Raw genomic sequence first — 23,115 nt, 5'->3', positions numbered from 1 at the left:
TTTTGTCAACTGGAGAAACGAATGGGGCGCGCTAAGAAAGTTGTTTTAGCCTATTCTGGTGGTGTAGATACCTCGGTGTGCATTCCTTACCTCAAGCATGAGTGGGGCGTAGAAGAAGTCATTACCCTAGCGGCAGATTTAGGACAAGGAGATGAATTAGAACCTGTCAGAGAAAAAGCTCTGAAATCGGGAGCAAGTGAATCGCTAGTGGTGGATGTCAAAGAAAGCTTTGTGAAGGATTACGCTTTTCCGGCAATTCAAGCAAACGCTCTTTATGAAAATCGTTATCCTCTGAGTACTGCGCTTGCGCGTCCATTGATTGTCAAAGCATTGGTAGAAGCAGCAGAAAAATACGGTGCTGATGCGATCGCTCACGGATGCACTGGTAAGGGTAACGACCAAGTGCGCTTTGATGTCTCGACTGCTGCACTAAATCCCAATATCAAGATACTTGCCCCTGCACGGGAATGGGGAATGAGCCGCGAGGAAACCATTGCCTACGGGGAACGGTATGGCATCCCCTCGCCAGTGAAAAAATCCTCACCCTATAGTATCGACCGTAACTTGCTTGGTCGCAGTATAGAAGCAGGCGTTCTGGAAGACCCTAATGTGGAACCATTAGAAGAAATCTATGCAATGACGAAGGCGATCGCTGACACTCCCGATAAGCCAGAGTACGTTGAAATTGGATTTTCCAGAGGAATTCCTACCACCCTCAATGGTGAATTCATCAACCCAGTTGAACTGATTGAACAACTTAACCAAGTCGTTGGGAATCACGGTGTCGGACGCATCGACATGATAGAAAACCGCTTGGTAGGTATCAAATCGCGGGAAATTTATGAAGCGCCGGCTTTGCTGGTGTTAATTCACGCACATCGGGATTTAGAAAGTCTGACTTTGACCGCAGATGTTACTCATTACAAGCGTGGTATTGAGGAGACTTACAGTCAATTAATTTACAACGGTCTGTGGTACAGCCCGCTAAAAACTGCACTGGATGCCTTTATTCAAAAGACACAAGAGCGAGTGTCTGGAACTGTGCGGGTGAAACTCTTCAAAGGCAACGCTACCATAGTTGGGCGGAGTTCTGACAATTCCCTCTACACTCCCGACTTGGCAACATACGGTGCTGAGGATACATTTGACCATAAGGCAGCGGAGGGCTTTATCTACGTTTGGGGATTGCCAACGCGCATTTGGTCACAGCACGAAAGGGGTAGATAAAGGACAGGATGTAGGGGCAAAGGCATTGCTCATTGGTGTCAATTGAACGTTCAAACCTTTATGCCACGTTGATTTGACCTCACACGCCAGTCGCCTGCGGAGGGAAACCCTCCTGCAGCGCTGGCTCCCCTTAATCCCCTCCCCGCATCCGGGGAGGGGCGGTTTTGGCGCAAGACAAAACCGGGGTGGGGTTATGCGAAAGTTGTGCATAAAAGGTTTATAGCTTTGCAGTATAGGCGATCGCCTAGACCACGGTTTCGTAGAAAGGGCGATCGCCTAAGGCGGTTCCTTTGCAACATCGCTCACTTTTGTACACTGGGCAGTGTGAACAAGAGTATCTCGTTCGTTGAAAATGTAGTGAGGGGACAACATTGTTGACTGGTGAGCGAGTGTTTGGGACTCGTAGACGAGTGTTTGATACTGAATCGGCGAGTATTTGGAACTCGCGAGCGAGTGGTTGGGACTCGTAGACAAGTGTTTGATACTGAATCGGCGAGTATTTGGAACTCGCGAGCGAGTGGTTGGGACTCATGGACAAGTGTTTGATACTCATCGGCGAGTATTTGGAACTCGTGAGCGAGTGGTTGGGACTCGTAGACGAGTGTTTGATACTCATCGATGAGTATTTGGAACTCGTGAATGAGTATTAGAATCCAATGCAGCACCCTCACATTGTCAAAGCACACAATTTTTGCCCCTACACGTCCCAAACATATTTACGGCAGGTTTCACAAGCGGCTTTTGCTTCCTCAGTTTGAGGATTTTGGAACACGGGATGGTTACGTAACTTATCGCATGCAGCTTTGAACAACGCCTGCCAGCTAAGGAGCCACAACCGCACGGTCTTATCACTACTGCCACTGACAATCATTTGCCCATCCGGGCTAAAGGCGACTGAATAAACAGAATCCTCATGCCCTTGGAACGGTTGACCGATGGGATTGCCCTGAATGTCCCACAACCGCACAGTCTTATCACTACTGCCACTGACAATCATTTGCCCATCCGGGCTAAAGGCAACTGAAATGACAGCACGCTCATGCCCTTGGAACGGTTGACCGATGGGATTGCCCTGAATGTCCCACAACCGCACAGTCTTATCACTACTGCCACTGACAATCATTTGCCCATCCGGGCTAAAGGCAACTGAAATGACAGCACGCTCATGCTCCTGGAACGGTTGACCGATGGGATTGCCCTGAATGTCCCACAACCGAATGGTTTTGTCCCAACTGCCACTGACAATCATTTGCCCATCCGGGCTAAAGGCAACTGAATCGATTATTGTCCCATGTCCTTGGAACATTTGATTGATGCGGTTGCCCTGAATGTCCCATAACCGCACTGTGCTGTCATGACTGCTACTGACAATCCATTGCCTATCCGAGCTAAAAGCAACTGAAGTGACAGGACCTTTATGCCCCTGGAACAGTTGACCGATAGGATTGCCTTGGATGTCCCACAACCGCACAGTCTTATCAGTACTACCACTGACAATCATTTGCCCATCCGCGCTAAAAGCAACTGAAGTGACAGGGCCTTCATGCCCCTGGAACAGTTGACTAATAGGGTTGCCCTTGATGTCCAACAACCGCACAGTCTTATCAGTACTACCACTGAGAATCATTTGCCCATCCGCGCTAAAAGCAACTGAAGTGACAGGGCCTTCATGCCCCTGGAACAGTTGACTAATAGGGTTGCCCTTGATGTCCAACAACTGCACAGTCTTATCAGTACTACCACTGACAATCCATGGTTCATCGGGACTAATGGCTGCTGAATAGACAACACCCGTGTATCCTTGCAAAGGAATTGACGCTATGTCTGTTCCTAATGCTTCATATAGAGTAGTTTGAACTGAGATGAGAATTTGCTGCGGCATTTTCTCCAGGTTCTCACCCATCAATTCAATAGCCAGGACTAAACCATCTAGAGGTTGGACAGATAGTAATTTCTGCACCCTCTGTGCTTTCTCAAGTAGCTTGGATTTAATAAATACCCGAACAGCAGTGCTTCTTTCATGTTCATCAGCTTCACTTTGCTGGTAAAACTCCTTTGCTATGGTATCTAAATATGGTTCCATATCCAGCCATTTCTGCCGCACTTGAGCTAGCAAACCGCCCATCATTAAATTTTCATCCTGCGGCTTCTTCTGCCATTCCCGCAGGGCATCTTCTACCCTGTCAATCAGTCTTTGCACCTCCCGATTCTCTTGACGCCAGTTAGCAAAACGCTGCCACCCCTCCATCAAAGCTTCATGGGCTAAATCAACCCAGGCTTCTCCTTGCTGTTCTTCTTGCCCAGTTACTAACAAGCGCAGTTGAATCAACTCATCTAAAACATCACTGATTACGTTGTCATCACCAATGGCTAACAGTTTAGCTTTGAGTTGGCGCTGTTTGGTATCCTTTTCTCCGTCACCCGTTCGCACCAGTTTTAAAAATATTTGCTTAACCCATTGCTGCTCCTGCTCCATGAAACTTTGATAAATATTTTCTGCGTAACGATCCAGCGCACCAATCATGCCACCCATTGCCCGATACTGCTCAACTGTTAACTGATGCTTCTGGCTGTCTCGTTTCTCCCAAAGTTCTGTGAGGGCAAACTGTAACGGTGGTAAACATCCCTGCTCTTTACCCACATCTTGCATAATCTCTCCGAGCAACCCATCCTCAAAGCGATAACCTTGCAGGTTTGCCCCAGATGCGATCGCTTGCTCTAAATCTGCCCCTAGCAACGGCGGCATATACACTGCCTGATTTTGAATCACTTGAGTCAGCGATGGATAGGTCAAACAGGGTTCGAGAAAATCCGCCCGCATGGTTGTGACAATTGCCAACCGCAAACTCTGTAGAGACGTTGCATCCGAAAGTTCTACAACCTGGGTTAACAACTCAATAAACCTGCGTCTCTCCTCCTCGTTGGAACAAAGGGTAAACACTTCTTCAAATTGATCTACAACCAACAAGAAACGTTCTGAACCAGGGAGACGTTCAATTACCGCATTCAAGCCATCCGGATGACTGTGGATGAAATCATAAAGCTGCTGAATTTCTCTCGGACGCTGAAAAAACGACTCAAAGACTGCTCGCAATTTTGCCAATGGCTCAATTCCTGGTTTAATTGGGTCTAATATTCGCCAGCCATTCTTGTCCAACTGAGGAATCAAACCCGCACGCACCACAGAAGACTTACCGCTTCCTGATGCGCCAATGATCGGAACAAACTGAGCCTGAGCGAGTTTTTGTAGAATGTCCTCAACAACTTTCTTACGACCAAAGAAGAATTCTGCGTGCTGCTTGTCAAAAGGTTCCAAACCTCGATAAGGACACTCCTCACGCACAACCGCAGCAACCACCGGATTTTTTGGCGGATACCAAACCAGAGGAATTGACCTTCCTCCGCCCATGTAGATTGGTTCTTGTCCACTCTGCTTAAGTTCGCGCGATATAAAGCTAAACAAGTCGGTGACATTCACTTCGCCAGTCGTTTCATCAGCTCTATCGTGAGATAATCCTCTGAGAACTGCTTGGGTAAAAATGCCTCCTTCGACATCTTCCCGCGCTCTTTCAAACTCACGCGAGGCGGTTATCAGACAGTAGTCCTGTTTGCTGTTGAAAATGGGGAAACTTGACCTGAGAAAACTGTTTTCTAAAAAAGAACCAGCATAGCAGCAGTCTAGCAGTACCACTAAACTAGCAAGCTGAGATTCTCGGATTAAATCATTGAAGTCGTCAAAGGCGATCGCATTCTGTCCATCACTGGTACAATCAAATGTCGCCAGATAACCCTTTTGTTTACCTGTCAGCGTTGGTGCTTCAAATCCATGTCCGGCAAAATAAATCAGTGCTTCGTGGTTTTTTGCCTTTTCCAGCAAAAACGTCCTCAGTGTTAAACCCAGTTCTTTACCAGTTAGCTTTTTGTCTGGCGCAACACACCAGCGATTTTCACCCTCGATTAACTTAGCAGGTAACGGCTGAACTTCAAAGCGACCATGTTTACTTAGCACCCGCGCTATGTTTTCTGCATCGGTGACAGCCTTTGGCAGATTTCTGAAATGGTTATAGTTAGCAATGCCAATCACCAAGGCATATCGAGCCATACTGTCCAACCAACCATAAGGGCGTTTTAGAGTATTCTAACTAAAGATATAATCCGTAATAACTTGAGGCTACCGATGTCAGAAGTACAACGCCTGATAATTAAAGATGACGGTGAAGAGTACGAGCTTTATATTCAGTCAAAAACCGTCGCTGAGGTGCCAGAAATAGACGACGATCAACTAGCATACCGTGGTATTGGCGATATTCTCCCTACAGTTAACATTCAGGAATTTCACGCGAAGCTTCGTGGTTATACCAAATTAGCTCTTGGGGCATTCAGAAATTTACCCGAAGCTGAAGAAGTCACAATAAAATTTGGTATCAAGCTGGGCAGCAAAGTTGGCATTCCTATCTTGGTTGAAGGTTCTAGTGAAGGCAACTTTGAAATTGAAGTTAAGTGTAAGTTTCCTGAGAATAAGAAAAATTCTAGCAGCAGTTAAGACTTGCACTACCAAATCTTACTCATATTCAAAACAAACCCTGGCAAAACTTGTTCACCACTGACACTTGCAGGGTTATCTAAACATTCTTCTGACATCCCAGGACGATAAATATAAACTTTGCGATGTTTACGGTCAATCAGCCAACCTAACTGTATTCCTGGTTCCTTCATATATTCTTCGATTTTGTCTTTTAAAGGCTGGAGATTATCAGAAGATGACCGGAGTTCTACAACAAAATCTGGGCAAATTGGAGCAAACCTTTGCTGTTGTTCTGATGTTAGAGTATTCCAGCGTTCCAGTTTCATCCAAGAGGCATCAGGCGACCTTTCTGCACCTGTTGATAGCTTAAACCCAGTGCTAGAGTCAAAACAAATACCTGTTCCGTCTTGATTTGCCCAAATATAAAGCTCGCCAAATATATTACCGCTACGGTTGCCTGTCTCTGAGCCAGTAGGGGGCATAATTGATATCTCACCAAATTTATCACGTTCGATACGTAAATCTCGATTAACCTGACAGAATTCAAAAAATTGCTCATCTGTCATTTGTAAATCTGGTGGCATCCGGAAAAAAATAGGAGATGAAAACATAAGGTTCCTAATAGTTTTAGCTACCAAACTTTACTCATATTCAAAACAAATCCTGGTAAAACTGGTTCACCACTGACAGTAGCAGGGTTATCTAAACATTCTTCTGACATCCCAGGACGATAGATATAAACTTTGCGATGTTTACGGTCAATTAACCAACCTAATTGTATTCCTGGTTCCTTCATATATTCTTCGATTTTGTCTTTTAAAGGCTGGAGATTATCAGAAGATGACCGGAGTTCTACAACAAAATCTGGGCAAATTGGGGCAAACCTTTGCTGTTGTTCTGATGTCAGAGCATTCCAGCGTTCCAGTTTCATCCAAGAGGCATCAGGCGACCTTTCTGCACCTGTTGATAGCTTAAACCCAGTGCTAGAGTCAAAACAAATACCTGTTCCGTCCTGATTTGCCCAAATTCCCAACTGAAGAGCTATGTTAAAGTTACGGTTGCCTGTTTCTGAGCCAGTGGGAGGCATAATTGATATCTCACCAAACTTATTACGTTCGATACGTAAATCTTGATTAACCTGACAGAATTCAAAAAATTGCTCATCTGTCATTTGTAAATCTGGCGGCATTCGTAAAAAAATAGGAGATGAAAGCATAATTATTTTCTCTAACTGCCTACCCGACTGGCTTTATATTTTTTATTCTTACGCAAAAATGCTGTAAAGACGGGAAATTTCTCATCTCTACAGCACTTGCGCGAAATTATTTCAAGATTTACTTATTAGGTTGAGGAGTCAAGCGCAGATAGGGCTTAATTTCCCGATAACCTTTGGGGAATTTCTCCTTCAGCACTTCTGGATCTTTTAGCGAAGGAACGATGACTGTGTCATCGCCATCTTTCCAATCGGCTGGTGTCGCTACACTGTAGTTATCAGTCAACTGCAGCGAATCAATCACCCGCAAAATTTCATCAAAGTTGCGTCCAGTGCTGGGAGGATAGGTTAAGGTCAGACGTAGTTTCTTGTTAGGATCGATGATGAAAACACTACGCACTGTTACCAATGCATTCGCATTGGGGTGAATCATGTCATAGAGTTCAGAAACCTTACGATCCGCGTCTGCCAAAATGGGGTAGTTGAGAGTGGCGTTTTGAGTTTCCTCAATGTCTCCTATCCATCCTTTGTGGGATTCAACATCATCAACGCTGAGAGCTATCACTTTAACGTTGCGCTTGTCAAATTCTGGCTTTAGCTTAGCGACTTGTCCTAACTCTGTTGTGCAAACAGGTGTATAGTCTGCGGGGTGAGAGAAAAGTACAACCCAGCTGTCGCCAGCCCATTGGTAAAAGTCTATGTCTCCGGTGGAGGAGGCTTGGGTAAAGTTTGGTACTGTGTCGCCTAGATGGAGAGCCATGTCAGATTCCCTGTAGTTCAGAAAGGCATATGTATTCTATCTTGCCATGATGCCACAAAACTCCGGTTAGCCGATTGGAGTTTAGCTCAATGAAACAAAATTTTAGCTTGTGCAAACTTGCACAAACAGACTTATTATTTTACGTCCAAGTGGGACAAGATTTGATTATACGCTTCAATGGTTTGAAGAGCGATCGCATCCCAACTATAATTTTTTAATGCATATTCTTTGGCACGTAACCCCCGCCGTTGACGTTCTGAAGGATTTTGTAAAGCTATGCGAAGTAAGTTGGTGAGGTCTGACACATCTGTTGCACCCACCCATCCCGACTCGCTATCACGCACTTCTTGACAAATATGCACTTGGTCTGATATAATTACTGGGATTGCTGATACCATTGCTTCAGCTACAGCAATACCAAAGTTTTCGTAATACGACGGCAAAACGAATAAATCAGCAGCTTGGAGAAGGGCAGATTTTAATTCACCTGTAACAAAGCCAGTGATAGTGGTGTGCGATCGCAGTGGTGAAGTTTGTATCTGTGATTTTATCTTTTCTTCGTAACCTGGATCTTGGGGATTCGTTCCAGCTAAAACAAAGTGAAAATTTAACCCTTCAGCTAAAAGCGCCTCTAATGCTGGAAGCAGCAAATTCAACCCTTTTTTTGGATCAATACGAGACATAAACAGCACCAACGGCACATCAAGGGGAATACCGAACTGCTGACGCACCTCGCTTCCCCCCCTCGTTCCCAGGCTCCTGCCTGGGAATGCAAGGGGGGACTCAGGGGGGATAACACCCAAAGGAATCACCAAATCTCGTGTAGAGACTCCAAATCTTTCTGATACTTTGGCTTCCTGAACACTGGTAAAGTGAATGGCGGCTGCACCAGCTAAATTTGCACGTTCTAAAATTGCCGCATAAAGCTGTTTTAATTGCCTTTTTTTGCGTAAATCTGCTGGGTCTAAAGTTCCTAACGGACGCAAAATATACGCTAATTTTTGCCGACGACAAATGCTTGCAGCAACACTGCTAACAGGGGAAAACAGAGCATGAATATGAGCTAAGTTAAACGTATGGGCGTGAATATTTAGCCATTTGAGTAAGTCAACAGAGAATTTGTAGCGACGAAAAGGGGCGCAACGGAAGTATATTATTTTGTAGCCATCCTGTTGAATTAAAGTATTTAAAGGAACATCCAAGGGTTCTTGCCCAGTATCACCATTACTATCGGTTGTCAGAATTGTAACTTCTACTCCTTGCCGTGCCAATGCAGAAGATAGCCCTAGTACCATTTGACTGGGACCGCCATATATTAAAGAAATTGAGGGAACAATTTGTAGAATTCGCATGTTTTGTCATTTGTCCTTTGTTATTTGTCCTTTGTCAGTGGTTGTTTACTAATGACTAATGACTAATGACTAATGACTATTTACAAGTTCTTTATAAAATTCTAATTGCTGTTTTGCTAAAGCTTTATTTGTGTATTGAGTCATTGCTTTTTGATAACCCATTTCGCCTAATTTTTTAGCCAATTCTGGTTTGTCCATCAATTGAACTATGCAATTAGCCAGTGCTTTGGCATCTGCTTCAGGAAATATTAATCCAGCCTCACCAATCACATAGGGAATTTCGCCGGAATTTGAACCAATCACAGGAACTTTGCAAGCCATTGCTTCTATTAGTACATGACCAAATTGTTCTTTCCAACCAACAGAAGTTATGTTTTTAAGCTTGTAATTTGTTTCCGATGGCAAGACTAAAGTACTCATTAAATTAATATACTTTGGCACTTCATCATGTGAAACGCTCTCAACTAAAATTATTCTGTTTTGAATATTATGTTTTGCAGCTTGATTCATTAATTCTAATTGCAACGAACCACGCCCCAAAAGCAGAAACTTCCAAGATTTATCTTTCAAACTAGCTAGGGCATTCACAAGAGTGAGTAATCCCTTTTCTTGAACAAAACGCCCGACGAATCCCACAACAAAATCATGTGGTTCAATTCCTAACTTGGTTGCTAATTCTGGCTGTGGTGTGGGAGTAAATAAAGTTTCATCGACACCCAGTTGAGGCATTACTTTTATTTGTCCTTTGTATCCCTGTTGGCGTAAAATTTCTGCACCATCTTGATTTCCGGAAATAATGCCGTGGCTGTGCGTTAGGTTATATTTTTCTAATAAAGATACTGGAAATTTCAGGTTATAGGGTAGATTCCACCAAGTAAAAAATACATTTTTTGCCTTGAGTCCTAATAGCTGATTTAAAGTAATCATCTCAGCATAAGCTAGTCCCCTAGACCCTTGTTCTACTTGAATAATCTGGGGACGGAACTTTCCTAACAAAGATATCAAATCAGCGCCAAAAGTCAGCAGTCCTTGATGATTTTGACTAAAGTTAGAAACGGGAACTATGCGAAATTTGCCTTCATCACGATATTGAGTTTGAATTATTTTGTTCTGAACACCGCCAGGTTTCCACTTTTTTGGTACGACAACTGTTACTTCAATTTCAGGTTCTAGTTGAGACAAAATACGTAATTTTTCACAGTTAATGTCTACAATATAAGTGTGGCTTGCTACGATAATTTTCATTTGTATTTTTAATAGAGAATTTAGAATATTGAACCACAGATGGACACAGATGGACACAGATAATACATGAGAAAAATATCTATCTGTGTAAATCTTGTGTTTATCTATGGTTTAAATACTTTTAACTTGTTCATCTATGTGAGTGTAGATTTGACCATCATTCCAAATGGATTGAATAACAGTACCTAAAGCTTTCAAAAAACCTAAAGAGTAGAAAACCCCGCGAGTGAGAATTTTGATGGGAGAACCGCTTTTGTGGCAAGGAGGGCGTCCGAGAACGTGACAGTCGAATAAACGGGCGTAGAGGCGTAACGCTTGGGTAGCGGTGAGGTTTTTCAGCCCCATTAAGAAATGGTTGTGGTAAAAGGTGAGTTGATATTTTAGAGAGCGCATACTAATATCATGGCAACCTCCCGTTTCTTCTCCAAGATGCACCAAATGTGCCTCTGGAGCGTACCAAATCTTATATCCAGTCTGCCGCAATCTTAAACAGAAATCAGATTCTTCTCGCACCGCACTACCGCGAAATCTCTCATCAAATCTTAGTCCGTGTTTGGTAAAAATTTCCCGGCGAAAGGACATATTACAACCCCTTGCTGTTAGCACTTCTTGGGGTTTTATTGTATGCACCAAATCTATATAATACCAAGCAATTCCTGGATCCATTGCCTGAGGAGGAAGATATTCAATCTGCAATTTTCCTCCAGAATCACCTAATTTCATTCTGTCAAATACGCGTCCAGCAACAGCCCCCACTTCTGGGTTTTCCAAATAGTTTTTTGCATGCGCTGCTAAAAATCCATCTGGTAACTGCACATCATCATCAATAAATAAAATTATTTCACCTGCTGCCCGCCGCACTGCATAATTCCGCGCCCCTGGTAAACTTGCCCAATTTAAACGGAACCATTTTATTTTAGTGGCTGCGGTTAATTCCTCTAGGTAAGCTTCAATTGCTGGATCATGTTTCGGGGTTTGATCCACAACCAATACTTCATAATTTGGGTAGTCCTGTTTCAGGACATCAGCAATGCTATCGCGTAGTGGTTCCTCACGACAGTAGGTGGGGATAATAACTGAAATTAAAGGAAAATTCATATTAATAGTCATTAGTCATTAGTCATTAGTCATTGTAGAGACGCGCCATGGCGCGTCTGTATATTTTTAGTCTTCTTCCCCCGCACCCCTTTTGCTTGTGCCTCTACGAGTCTTTCTTGCTTATCTATTTCTGGTAATTTCAAAAGGACTCCAGCAAAAAACCAGTAATAGACAGCTACCGGATCGACATCCAAAGGATAATAGTAGGTGTTGTAACTCATAAACAATACAAACACCCACAGAGCACCTGCGTAACTGCGGAAAATAGGATTTTTGACTGAACGATAGGTTTGGAAGCACACAATTGTTAAAGTTGTGACTAAGGCAAGAAACCCCAGCAGTCCGAATGGTCCAATTTCATAGAGTATTTTGGGATAGTAGGTTTCCACCAGTTTGGTTTGACCTAGCAAACGGGCAGAGTTAGTAGCACGTCCTAAACCACTTCCTAACGGTCCATCTAAATTTTTCCAGACCTCATTAAATTGCTGCACAATAAACTCTTGTGGCGGTGAAGCTTGCCAGCGTGCGTTCAGACTTTCTATCCTCTGTCCTACGATTTCAGGATTAGCCACCATTGCAATTCCTAAAATAATGAGCAGTCCGACTCCTATTGGGATGAATCGTTTCAGGTTGCGAATTTCACCAGTCAGCAAGAGCAAAGCGACGAAGCACGCAGGGACTAATGCTAAGGCTATTCTCTGCCCGGAGACAACTGCATTGATAAAGACTAATGCCATAGAACCTAAACTGAGAACCCGCCAAGTTCTAGAAGGATCACTAAAGCCGCAGGCAAAGGCAAAAAAGGTGCTGGAAATTAAGAACCATGCCCACTGCCAAGGGGCAACAAAGGTTCCTGGTAGACGAATGACCCCTTGTTCGGGACTATAAATGAGAGAACCACCGATGAAACAACGAGCTTCAATTGATGCTTTGAATTGGGCTGCTCCTTCTAAATATCTGGTGCCTTGACATATCCCCTTTGATAATAATAAATATTGAACAAGTCCTAGGGCACAGCACACTAGTATGAGGACAACCTGCAGGCGCGATAAAAATAGGAAATCTCGCTTATTGCGAATGAGATAATAAGCGCAAGCGATGAGGGGTACATAGCCCAAAAGTACTTTCAAACCCAGTATTCCCATGCCTATCGGTATTTCCAGACCTGAATTATCCGATAGTTGAGTGGAGGGCGGGTTGAATTGCTGCCCTCCATTTACAAATACCAGCGTCAGCAGACATATGCCCAACAAAATAAACAGTGGAGTTTTTATGGCTTGCGGAATAATCAGGGGTAGCCGCTGCTTACGACAAATTTGCCAAAGTGCAATCAGCGCTGGAATGTAGAAGGAGTCTTTCGCTATTTGAAGTATGGGACTATTGCCAATGTAGTAGGTGATGGTACCGCCAAACGGCACGTAAATCAGGAAGGCAAAAAGGGCTTGACGGGGATATTTGTAGGACAAAGCAATAGTAATGATTCCCAATAAACCTGGGACTGCTGCCTTAATTCCACCGACAAAAGCCATGAGAATGCCAAAGAAGATACCGCCAACAATGACGGGGATTAAAAAATTGGTGAATTCTTTCCGTGCTTGTGCAGATTTGCGCTTCTGGGCTAAACGTTCTTTGAGGCTAAGGCTTGGAGTTTCCTTTTGCTGCTGTTTTTTGGTTTTTTTGTATTTCTTGGATTTTAGCTTTGCTGTCAGCATGGCGGCGCTTTAAGAAGAATACAGAATGCAGAACGCAGAACACAGAATATCCCCAGATACAAATTTGGGGGATTGAGTAAGGAAAGAATTCTTTTCTCCGTTATATAAAGCCTACTCAAAGCTGTTCCTGATTGGCAAGAACGGCTGAGAGAGTTTGTTGATCAACTCATCTCAAACTACCCAAAAATGACGAACAATGCACACAGGTGAATAGAGATTAAGTTACAGTTTATAACCCTCCCTAATTGAATTTAGGGGCGCTATAGACGCAGCTAGGAACCAGAATGAGATCTCGATTTTAAACCTCGCTGCTCATTTCCATTCGGTGAGTTCTGAGTTCTTTCGTCGGTAAATATGCCCGTTCAGTCGTGAGCGATCGCTTTATTTTTACAGATTATCTTGAATATAGCGGTTCTGTTCTCACTAAATTTTTATTCAATGGGTATAAATTAAATTCTTCGCGAATTGATTGATTTAAGCCTTTACGATTAAATAGATTAAATGTTAACTTGGTTGTTCCGTAATAAAGATTTTCTCCGGTGGCAACAATATAAACGGCACCTGGAAATGGTAACGGCTGGAGGTGATTCCCATTTTTCGCTAAAGTTTCTCTGACTTTCTCGTGGTCAACATAGAATTTATAGTAACCATAACCACGGTTGTACTCTGGATTGTTCGGTAGATTATTCAAGTCATACCTGAGAATATTGCAACTTCCACAAATTTTATAAAAATTTCTTCTCTTAACATATATAAAATCACTTCCGTCTTGATACTTATAACCTTTATTGATAAACCAACCATCACAATTACTATTTTGACTAACAAATTCTGCTAAATACTTGCTGACACAATCATCAGCATCAACTGTCATAGTATAAGTTGGAGAAAATTCTTGAGCATGAATTAATCCTTTGAGAATTTTTCGTCCTTTGTCGGTATGCCCTCTAGAAAAGGCATCAGGCTCGTTTGCTGGTGGAAAATCAACTTCAATATATCTAACGTAGGGATGATGAAATTCTAGTCGTGGTCGCTCATGGCAAACAACAATCACCCTATACTCTGATGAAGTCTGATTGCAAATTGATTTAATGGTTCTTTCAAATAACTTGGTTACAAGCTCCCAAGATTTGGAAACTTGCGGGCTTTTGAGGGGTATGACAAAAACAAGCATGAGCCGCTACGCTAATATACAACTTTTTGAGCGGATGAGGACTATCAAAATTTTTTTAAACCTGGATATGGGTCAATACCGTTCAGTTAAGGGTTAATAATAGGAATTTTAGATTTCTAGAAACGCGAAATTTTGCGTCTCGACAGGGTTTGTTAGAAGGTTGATTATCTTATCTGAACTGTATTGAGATATAAGTACAGATGTGTGTATCAGTTTTGTACAGTGGAGATGACCATATTAATAAAATCTTATCGTTAAAACTTTGAATTAAACTAGAAAATTTTTATATAAATTTTACAAAATTTGTGCTTTTAACAGTAGGTTGTACATCCTACAGGCTGGAATGTCGATACAAGAACAAAGCCCGCGTCGGCGGGCTTGTTGGAGTTATTGACTTGCAGAGTTTCTTGACTGCAAGTGAGAATTAACTAGTTAAATATATCTAATGAGGGATTATTTTTAAGCGGCTATGTGTTGCTGGACTTGCGTCACTAATTCATTTGTCCAGTAATGAACAAGTTCGGCTGCTTCGGCTTCTACCATAACTCGGATGAGTGGTTCTGTCCCGGAGGCACGAACTAAAACTCTGCCAGAATCTCCCATTGCTGCTTCGGCGCGGGCGATCGCCTGTTGCAAAGGTTGGCAATCTTTCCATGCCAAACGCTTGCATCTGTCTTCGACTCGCACGTTGCGCAACAGTTGCGGATACGTTTGAAAGCTTTGATCCACCATTTCTGATAGAGGAACACCTGCCCTTTGTACCAAAGCTGCTAAATGTAAGGCTGTTAACAAGCCATCTCCAGTCATACCATAGTGACGGCAAAGGATGTGACCAGATTGTTCACCGCCTAGCATTCCTCCAGTTAAGAGCATTTCCGCCTGAACGTACTGATCACCTACTGCTGTGCGAATAAATTGACCACCGATTTGCTTCCAAGCCCTTTCCAAACCTAAGTTTGCCATGACAGTGGAAACAATCAGATTATGGGGCAGTTCTTGCTTTTGTTGCAAGCTGTGTCCCCACAAATAGAGGATATAATCTCCATTGACTTGCCTTCCAGTGTTATCTACAGCTAAAACGCGGTCGGCATCACCATCAAAGGCAAAGCCCAAGTCAGCATTGTGTTCTTGTACCGTTGCTTGTAGAATTTCTAGGTAAGTTGAACCGCAGTTGACATTGATGCGATCGCCATCCGGTTCGTTATGCAAGCAGATGACTTCTGCCCCCATCTCCGTAAATACGGATGGTGCTAAACCAACGACTGCTCCCCATGCCAAATCTAGAACAATTTTCATGCCCTGAAAATTCATGGCACCGTGCAGGGGTTTTTTCAACGCCTCAACATAATTTTCTACTAAGTCCAAGCGCGAGTAATGCCGTCCGCAATGACTACAGTCAGCAGAACCCACACCACGCAGTCCAGCCTCTATTTCTGTTTGCAACCCTTGGGATAGCTTCATCCCATTTGCGCCAAAAATTTTAATGCCGTTGTCTTCTGGCGGGTTGTGGCTAGCAGAAATCATCACTCCGCCGATGGCGTCGGTGACGCTGGTGAGATATGCAACGCAGGGAGTAGGACATAGTCCTAAATACCAAACTTCTAACCCTGCTGCTGTTAACCCTGCACTCAAGGACATCGCTAGCATATCGCTGGAGTTTCTGGAGTCTTGTCCAAGGATAACTGGTCCTGGATTTGAAGCATGGCTACGCAAAACAGTACCTGCCCAAAAGCCCACTTGTAATGCCAAAGGCGCACTCAGCAATTCTCCTACTCGTCCCCGAATACCATCTGTGCCAAATAGGGGTGTTGCTGGAAGCGATATCAAGTTAAGCCCCAAACTAGCTTCATTTACCTTCTTTTCCAATTTCTTAACTTCAGAATCAGAACTCGCAGGAATGCTTCCTTGAGTCGGAGTTATATATGAAACCATAATAAAAAAAGCTCCACATAATTAAACTGGAGAATAACACTTTAAACTTTATTGAACAATTCCTACTGATTACCTTTTAATCGGGACATTTTGGTATTTTTTCTTCCTACAACCTACTCTGATTCTTCTATCCTTTCAGCAAAATTACTTATAAGTCTTTTCAAACGTTTGTAAAGATATTGTAAAATCAGTATTTATACTAAAGTAAATTGTCAAGTTCGCCTCAGCAATGCCAGTCGTACGCCACTTGCGACAAGGGGGACAAATCAATTCAAAATTCAAACTTCAAAATTAGAAGCCTCTCTCTCATCTCCCTCACTCCCTCATCCCCCTGATCTGCCTTGTCTTGTGAAATCATTGCAAAACATCTGTATTCAAAGCCCAGCAGTCCCTAGTCCTCAATGTGGTCATCTAAACTTAAAAAATATTAATAGAAATTCTCATCAAATGGTTTTACTGTAACGTTTTAGTGGCTTTTGTAGCCGTTCGTAAATTAGAACTCCAGCAGTTGACCTTTTAAAGTCGAGCAATTTAGCATGAGCAGTAATTTAGCAACAAAATTACGTGTAGGGACGAAAAAAGCCCATACAATGGCAGAAAATGTAGGTTTTGTCAAGTGTTTTTTAAAAGGAGTCGTAGAAAAAAACTCTTATCGGAAGCTGGTGGCTAACCTTTACTTTGCCTATTCAGCGATGGAAGAGGAGATGGAAAAGCTCCGCAATCATCCGATTGTTTCAAAAATTAATTTTGTAGAACTTCACCGCAAGCACAGCCTAGAGCAAGACCTAAGTTATTACTACGGTGTAAACTGGCGAGAGGAAATCAAACTCTCTCCAGCGGGGGCAGCATACGTACAGCGGATTCGGGAAGTGTCTGAAAAAGAACCCGAACTGTTAGTTGCCCATTCCTATACCCGATACCTCGGAGATTTGTCTGGTGGGCAAATTCTCAAAGGCATTGCCCAAACTGCGATGAACCTTTCTGATGGACAAGGTCTCGCCTTTTACGAATTTGATGATATTGCTGATGAAAAGGCGTTTAAAGTCAAATACCGTCAAGCTTTGGATGAACTGCCAATAGATGATGCTACAGGCGATCGCATTGTCGATGAAGCAAACGCTGCCTTTGGCATGAACATGAAGATGTTCCAAGAATTGGAAGGCAATCTCATTAAAGCCATTGGGGTAATGGTGTACAACAGTATCACAAGGCGTCGCACACGTGGTAGCACGGAACTCGCAACTGCTGAGTAAAGCTGAGTCAATACGATTAACACAACATTTTTATCAATTGCTAGGGGCAGCGTCCCTGGGATTACCCTTGTAGAAAGGGGGTCGCGGGGAAGTTGCCCCTAGTCACAAGGAATCTCCTCATTTTCAACTCATCCCCAGACTTGTATAGCGGTTCCCGAATAAAGTACAGCTTCATCAATGTAGAATCAATACGGTTCGCATAAGATCCCCCCGCCTGCGGCGACCCCCTTAAAAAGGGGGTAAATGGCTAAAATAGCCCCCCTTTTTTAAGGGGGTTGGGGGGAGCTCCCTTGAGATAAACAAGCTAACCAACCGTATTGAATGTAGAATCCCCTCTTTAAAAAGGACGGGAGATGTCAAAGTCTGAAGTGTTTATCAATTTCTGCCAAAAGTTTAATCAACAACCCCCAAGGCGAAATTAACCGTATAAGGTTCCTCTAGAGATTGCTGAATACTCGCTTTTAAGCAATCAAGATAACGAGTAACAGCTCGCAGTTGTTCGACATTAGGGCGATAGGTGAGACTTCCTTGCTTTTCAAAAAGTGGTGCAGCGCTCATTGCCTTATAATCAGCATTTTCAGATGAAGCTTGGGTGAGGCTGATGGCATCTAGGCTGGTGGGGATTAAACCAGGCGGTAACTCACCTTCCAAAAAAGCCAGCAGGCGTTGTTGACAACTGCGCGTGTTAATGCCACGATTCTCAAATAACTCGATAACTTCGCCAAAGGATATGGCTCTGCTTGGCAAGATTCGCAGCAATTCTGTGAACAGGAAATAGTCGGTGTACTGTTGTCTGGGGACTTCTACAACCTGAGGATGCAGAGGGAGTACCGCCAAACCATATGCAACCCGACTGCAAGAGGGAGAGCCATTTTCACCGAGATACACATCTTGGATAATTTTGGCGTTGGGCAGTTTTTGTCGCAGCCAACGACTCACCGCCCCTAAGGAAGCAACTCCGCCTGTTAAGATAGCTTGATTGATTGCTTCTGTGGGTATGCCTTTAGCAACCAGTAACTTGTTGAGTTCTCGATTAAGGCGGCGCACAAATGGGACAAACACCTGGCTTTCTAAGTCTCGTCTCTGCAACACCCATCGCTGATCTGCCAGTTCTAAGGTAAAAGATTCTTGATGTTGCAAAATCAGCTTGAGGGCGATCGCTGAATCTATAACTGCCTTTCCTAAAAGAGAACTTTCCAACCGCTGCTGTAGGCGAATGCGCTCCATGATATCAGCTTCCCCAGGTCGAGGCAGGTTCAATTCTTCCAACCCCAAACTAGAAAAGCGCATCTGTTCTAAACCAGGAATTGCTGGTTGCCAATGCGAAGGATTACTGGTAACAGTTTTGTTATCTTCCTGCATAGGCATACGTGATTGTCGCCATTTTGATGGGAAGAGTAGTTGACAGATAATGTCTTGCTCTAATCCCTTGCCAGCATAAGCAAAACCGTGGAGCATGAAATTAGTGTGGCTGAGGTCTTCCAGATTTTCTGGCAAATCAACCAGCGCCATTTCTGTTGCAGCAGCACCAATATTGATCACGAGGGTATTGCCAACTAAAGGGCGATCGCTGCTTCTTGCAGGACGAGAACCTTGACGACCTCTGATTTTGACGATTTCACCTTCAGCACCATCGAGTTCGCAAAGCAAACAAGCAATCCCTTCCTCCACAAAAAAGACTTGTTGCGGATGCTGGACTAATTTGCTGATGAGTAATGCTTCGCGGATGTTGAAGCGATATTGTTCCGACCAGTTGGATGGACAAGTGCAAATGACACCTGTAATATTGCTGATAATACTTTGGAAAGTTTCTTGGTCTAGACCAACAGCACCCGCAGTTAAACCCAAAGTTGTGCTACTGCGATCCGACGTAAATGTTAACAGCAATTTTGAGAGCGATCGCACAACCCAAACTAATGGAACCGTGGAAAATTCGTTTAATTGCAAAACTGGTTCCCATTTTTGGTGATCGCTCTTGTAAGGTAGAGCAACTTGCAGATAAGGCTTCAACTGCGCTGAAAATAAGTTTTGCGTTGGAACTGCAGCCGACTCAGGTACTGTAGAATCAGTCGGTATACCCTCAGAAACTTTTTCTTCAGCCACAGCCGCTGGTGCTGTTTGCTCTTGTGCTTCTTTGCTTTCTATTTCCCCAGCAGTCATAGAAGCCGTTGGCAAATAAACTTCTGCTGGTAAACGAAACGACCTTTTTACAGAAGTTGCTTCCGGTTGCGTTTCGGCTGACCAATAAAGAGGATACACTTCTGTTGTGGAGCGATTTAACAGAGCAGCAGAAATTCCAGTTGTCCCCAAATCAATTCCTAAATACCAAACAGATTTAGGAGTATTTTGTTCGTGTGGAACGTCTGTATCGTTGGTTGAATGAGAAATTGAAACAGAAGAACCATCAACTGTTTCTTTGACGATACTTTTATTTTCAATTTCCGCCGCATGCGCTTCTGTTGTGCTTGGATCTGACTCAGTCTCTGCTTGCTGTGGTAAGGGAGATAAACTCTCAGGTGGATTTTCTAGATTTTCTGGTTGAGTTAAGGGCTGCAACAGAGCATTGATTTCCCCATCAAAACTCGCTAAATCTTGTTCCAATTGCTGCAACTGCGCTTCTTCCAAGGAAATATCAAGCATTTCTGTAGATTGTTCTTCTTGAAATAGCAAATTTTCCTGTGGCGAAGCGGGAATGTCGTTGTCTAAAGATTCCTCTCCATCACGATTTTGAATATCGACTTGTGAAGTTTCGCGTGAAGTTGTCTGGCTGGGAGTTTCTACAACTTCTGAAGTCGCTGGAGTTGTGGTTAGTCCTTCAGCAGAAGATGGCACTTCAAGCAACTGTTTGCCCTCACTTATAGCAAGCAGTAGCTCACTCAGCACTGTAATTGTATCTTCACTTGCTGGACTAACTGAGCTACTGCTGCTTGCCAAAGAAACAACCTGAGGGCGATCGCCTCCAGGCGGTAACTCTGCAAACGTATTTTCCTGAGATGTGGAGGATTGTTCTGTGGGTTCTAATGGAAGATTTTCTGTATCTTTGGCGTCATTGGTACTTGCTTCCAAAAGACCTGCTTCGGGTTCCTCCAACCAAGGATCTGGAAGCTCAACAGCAGCAATAACTGGCTTTTCTTGATTTGTTGCAACGTCTAGTGAAGTTTCAGAGACCTTCGACACCGAAGAAGCAGTTGTGACATCTACAGATAACTCATCCGTAACATCCGTGACTTCATGCGTAGCCACTTCCGGTGCCTCAAAAGTGACCTCATACAGAAAACCCTCTGATGGCACTTGATCAGTCGCAGTTGCTGGTGGAGTGTCAGCAGGCGGGGTTACTGTTGCCACATCCGTTACTGTAACCTCATTTGTTGTCACAGGTGGGGTTAGTGTTGCCTCAAATAAGTCATCTGTGATATAATTTATAATCTCATTGTTGACAGACGCAGATAATTTATCTGTGACATCCGTCTGTTGATGCGTTGTTACAGCAGGTGGGGTTATCGTTGGCTCTTCAAATAACTGATTGATCTCAGTGGAGGCAGGCGCAGATAATCTATCAGTAGCCTCATTTGTTGCCACATCCGTTACATCTGTAACCTCATCTGTCTTAGATGGGGTTACTGTTGGCTCAAAGAACTCATTTATATTTATAACTTCATTATTGCTTAATGCAGGTAAGTTCTCCGTGGCATCTGTTACCTCAACACCAAACAAACTGGCGTAAAGTTGGTCTACTTCATCACGAATTAACGGGGAACTCAGCTGGTATATGCTACTCGTATTAGTAGGAGTTTCTATAAAGCTTTGCTCGTCTTCCCTGTGCTGAAACACTGCATCCAAATCAGATGTACTAGCAGCCTCCTCTTGTGCTTCCAGGCTTACAGGTTGATTTTGCGTGAGTGAGGATGAAGCTTCTGCTTGTTGAAATTCAGCTAACTCTGAACCTAACTCCTGAGATTCTGTTGCGGATCTTTCATCTTTTAGATCCTTTGATGGTTGATTGATCACAGTTGGTTGCTGCAACTGAGAAGTCAAATTACTGATTAAGCTTGCTAACAACTGTTCGCCTTGCACTCCTTTGCTGTGCATTCTTGCCAGTGCTTGAGACAAGGACTCGTCATAGGTGTGAATATTGCGCTGTAATGCCTCAAAGACAACATTCACAGTTCCATCGAGAGCGAGTAACTTTTGATCCAGATCCCTAGCAAGTCTTGATAAGTGCTCCATTTGATCGGGTGGAGTCGCAGAGGTTGCAGGTTCTGTATAATCCTCATGACTTGGAAACAAAGAAGGAGCAGTATCAATTTTGAAAAACTGCGGCATTTCAGAACTTGTTGTAGTTTCCGCAAGTTGTGGTGTTGAATTAGGCACAACACGACTGCTGAGAACCTGCAAAAATTCTGAAATTATCTGCTCCTGATTCGCTAATTGCTGTGCTAGAGAGTAGTTATGTAGTCGCTTTTGTTCTAATTGCCTGATTTCCTCTACAAGATTTGCCCGTTCTTGCAACAGTGTTTTTATTTCTTCTTGCAAAGGCGCAAGCACTGCCGCCAATGGGTTGCTTTCTTGTCCCGCTACAACATAAGAACCTTCCTCTTGCTTTTCATTCTGCTGTGGTAAGGACTGGTGAGAACCGTGTTCAACAAATTTTGCCACCAGAGGCGATTCTTGTGGCTGGGTTTGGGCATCATTTTCCGATAAACTGACTAAGAAATCGCGAATTCGTTCTAAAACCTGTCGTGGTTCTGACGCTTGAGTGGAGAGAAACCTAGACAGGCGCTTGTTGCTTATTAAGCGGTCAATATCTGCGATCAGTTGTTGAGTTTCTGCTGCGCGAGAAGTCACGTTAATTTACCTTATCTAGAACTTTAAGTCAGGTGATTATAGAAATTTTTCAACGGTTGCAACTATTCGTTATGCATCATGTGGGCGTCCAGCAATATTATGGCGATTTGCAATTGAGTGCAATACACCCTAGTTCTTTAATCGAAGACAGCGATGACTACGAACTTGTACTTCATCCAAAGAAGAACTGTTATATTTGTCAATTAAATTTGTCAATTAACCTTGATCTACATAATGCATGGCGGCTTTTCGTAGGAGTGGACAGTCTTTGCCGCAGGAAATAGCGGGTCGTGGCTTACCGAAAACAGGTAAAAATTATAGATTAGCAAAAATTAATTACTATGAGTATTATTAATTTAATTGGTTTATAGTTTTAAGTAGTAATCTTTACTAAGAAGAATTCAGGAGTCAGGAGTCAGAAATACACCTAGGGTGGGCAATGCCTACTATATCTGGGTTATATCTGGGTTTTGCTGAGCATTGCCCACCCTACAGAATACTTTTTCTGGGGAAGTATTCGGAAGTCTGTGCCAGAATTAGGCTCACGCTTGCTAGTCACACACGGCTATACTTGTCTCTTACAAGCCCCAAGCGGTAGGGCAGGGGTTAGTGATACTGCTGCTATTCCCCAACCACCGAACTGCAAGCCGTACACCCTTTGTTGCAAAACTTTAGCCAAATTTTAAGCTGTAACTTAATACTTTTTATAAAAAACGCTTGGCTCGCTTTATTGTGTAACATAGTCTATTTTTAGATTCTAGTGGCTGTACTTTGATAGC

The 23,115-nt window shown here is 43.3% G+C and carries 14 protein-coding genes; 3 read left to right on the top strand and 11 right to left on the bottom strand.

What is annotated here, in order from left to right:
* Positions 1–21: 21 nt before the first annotated feature.
* Positions 22–1,227, top strand: a complete 1,206-nt coding sequence (locus AACT52_RS24225) for an argininosuccinate synthase (RefSeq protein WP_073633608.1) — start codon at positions 22–24, stop codon at positions 1,225–1,227.
* 697 nt (positions 1,228–1,924) lie between these two features.
* On the opposite strand, the gene AACT52_RS24220 is transcribed toward AACT52_RS24225, so the two are convergent.
* On the bottom strand, positions 1,925–5,329 hold the full coding sequence (locus tag AACT52_RS24220) for an nSTAND1 domain-containing NTPase (RefSeq protein ID WP_073633607.1): 3,405 nt from the start codon (positions 5,327–5,329) through the stop codon (positions 1,925–1,927).
* A gap of 75 nt (positions 5,330–5,404) precedes the next feature.
* Between AACT52_RS24220 and AACT52_RS24215 the strand changes: the two genes are divergently transcribed.
* A complete protein-coding gene (locus tag AACT52_RS24215; RefSeq protein WP_073633606.1) occupies positions 5,405–5,770 on the top strand; it encodes a CU044_2847 family protein in 366 nt (121 codons plus the stop codon).
* A gap of 8 nt (positions 5,771–5,778) precedes the next feature.
* Here AACT52_RS24215 and AACT52_RS24210 read toward each other — a convergent pair whose 3' ends face one another.
* The 9 genes from AACT52_RS24210 to glmM form a co-directional block, all read right to left on the bottom strand.
* A complete protein-coding gene (locus AACT52_RS24210; RefSeq protein WP_073633605.1) occupies positions 5,779–6,363 on the bottom strand; it encodes a Uma2 family endonuclease in 585 nt (194 codons plus the stop codon).
* Between the two features lie 20 nt (positions 6,364–6,383).
* A complete protein-coding gene (locus AACT52_RS24205; RefSeq protein ID WP_073633604.1) occupies positions 6,384–6,968 on the bottom strand; it encodes a Uma2 family endonuclease in 585 nt (194 codons plus the stop codon).
* 118 nt (positions 6,969–7,086) lie between these two features.
* Complete coding sequence (locus AACT52_RS24200; RefSeq protein ID WP_073633603.1) at positions 7,087–7,725, bottom strand: peroxiredoxin; 639 nt, start codon at positions 7,723–7,725, stop codon at positions 7,087–7,089.
* Positions 7,726–7,859: 134 nt separating this feature from the next.
* Positions 7,860–9,077, bottom strand: coding sequence for a hormogonium polysaccharide biosynthesis glycosyltransferase HpsP (gene hpsP / locus AACT52_RS24195; protein ID WP_073633602.1), 1,218 nt, complete (start codon positions 9,075–9,077; stop codon positions 7,860–7,862).
* A 69-nt stretch (positions 9,078–9,146) separates the two neighbouring features.
* Positions 9,147–10,322 carry a hormogonium polysaccharide biosynthesis glycosyltransferase HpsO gene (hpsO, locus tag AACT52_RS24190; RefSeq protein WP_073633601.1) on the bottom strand — a complete coding sequence of 392 codons (1,176 nt, stop codon included), beginning with the start codon at positions 10,320–10,322 and terminating at the stop codon, positions 9,147–9,149.
* Positions 10,323–10,433: 111 nt separating this feature from the next.
* Complete coding sequence (gene hpsN, locus AACT52_RS24185) at positions 10,434–11,420, bottom strand: hormogonium polysaccharide biosynthesis glycosyltransferase HpsN (protein ID WP_073633600.1); 987 nt, start codon at positions 11,418–11,420, stop codon at positions 10,434–10,436.
* A gap of 29 nt (positions 11,421–11,449) precedes the next feature.
* The gene (gene hpsL, locus AACT52_RS24180) at positions 11,450–13,132 is read right to left on the bottom strand and encodes a hormogonium polysaccharide biosynthesis protein HpsL (protein WP_073633599.1); all 1,683 of its coding nucleotides are present in this window, start codon (positions 13,130–13,132) and stop codon (positions 11,450–11,452) included.
* A gap of 394 nt (positions 13,133–13,526) precedes the next feature.
* Positions 13,527–14,306, bottom strand: a complete 780-nt coding sequence (locus AACT52_RS24175) for a hypothetical protein (RefSeq protein ID WP_073633598.1) — start codon at positions 14,304–14,306, stop codon at positions 13,527–13,529.
* Positions 14,307–14,765: 459 nt separating this feature from the next.
* Positions 14,766–16,238, bottom strand: a complete 1,473-nt coding sequence (glmM, locus tag AACT52_RS24170) for a phosphoglucosamine mutase (RefSeq protein WP_073633597.1) — start codon at positions 16,236–16,238, stop codon at positions 14,766–14,768.
* Between the two features lie 536 nt (positions 16,239–16,774).
* Here glmM and AACT52_RS24165 point away from each other — a divergent pair.
* The gene (locus AACT52_RS24165; protein WP_073633596.1) at positions 16,775–17,491 is read left to right on the top strand and encodes a biliverdin-producing heme oxygenase; all 717 of its coding nucleotides are present in this window, start codon (positions 16,775–16,777) and stop codon (positions 17,489–17,491) included.
* A 393-nt stretch (positions 17,492–17,884) separates the two neighbouring features.
* On the opposite strand, the gene AACT52_RS24160 is transcribed toward AACT52_RS24165, so the two are convergent.
* Positions 17,885–22,336, bottom strand: coding sequence for a hypothetical protein (locus AACT52_RS24160; protein ID WP_073633595.1), 4,452 nt, complete (start codon positions 22,334–22,336; stop codon positions 17,885–17,887).
* Positions 22,337–23,115 lie beyond the last annotated feature (779 nt).

The sequence above is a fragment of the Scytonema sp. HK-05 genome (assembly GCF_963872035.1).
Classification (GTDB): domain Bacteria; phylum Cyanobacteriota; class Cyanobacteriia; order Cyanobacteriales; family Nostocaceae; genus Kalymmatonema.
The sequence above is the reverse complement of the archived record's forward strand: the minus strand, read 5'-3'. Positions and strand labels throughout refer to the sequence as shown.

Bases quoted from the DNA above. Each gene is read 5' to 3' on its own strand.
- AACT52_RS24165 (WP_073633596.1), top strand. From the start codon at position 16,775: ATGAGCAGTAATTTAGCAACAAAATTACGTGTAGGGACGAAAAAAGCC.
- hpsL (WP_073633599.1), bottom strand. From the start codon at position 13,132: ATGCTGACAGCAAAGCTAAAATCCAAGAAATACAAAAAAACCAAAAAA.
- AACT52_RS24220 (WP_073633607.1), bottom strand. From the start codon at position 5,329: ATGGCTCGATATGCCTTGGTGATTGGCATTGCTAACTATAACCATTTC.
- glmM (WP_073633597.1), bottom strand. From the start codon at position 16,238: ATGGTTTCATATATAACTCCGACTCAAGGAAGCATTCCTGCGAGTTCT.
- AACT52_RS24175 (WP_073633598.1), bottom strand. From the start codon at position 14,306: ATGCTTGTTTTTGTCATACCCCTCAAAAGCCCGCAAGTTTCCAAATCT.
- AACT52_RS24225 (WP_073633608.1), top strand. From the start codon at position 22: ATGGGGCGCGCTAAGAAAGTTGTTTTAGCCTATTCTGGTGGTGTAGAT.
- hpsN (WP_073633600.1), bottom strand. From the start codon at position 11,420: ATGAATTTTCCTTTAATTTCAGTTATTATCCCCACCTACTGTCGTGAG.
- AACT52_RS24210 (WP_073633605.1), bottom strand. From the start codon at position 6,363: ATGTTTTCATCTCCTATTTTTTTCCGGATGCCACCAGATTTACAAATG.
- AACT52_RS24200 (WP_073633603.1), bottom strand. From the start codon at position 7,725: ATGGCTCTCCATCTAGGCGACACAGTACCAAACTTTACCCAAGCCTCC.
- hpsO (WP_073633601.1), bottom strand. From the start codon at position 10,322: ATGAAAATTATCGTAGCAAGCCACACTTATATTGTAGACATTAACTGT.
- AACT52_RS24205 (WP_073633604.1), bottom strand. From the start codon at position 6,968: ATGCTTTCATCTCCTATTTTTTTACGAATGCCGCCAGATTTACAAATG.
- hpsP (WP_073633602.1), bottom strand. From the start codon at position 9,077: ATGCGAATTCTACAAATTGTTCCCTCAATTTCTTTAATATATGGCGGT.
- AACT52_RS24215 (WP_073633606.1), top strand. From the start codon at position 5,405: ATGTCAGAAGTACAACGCCTGATAATTAAAGATGACGGTGAAGAGTAC.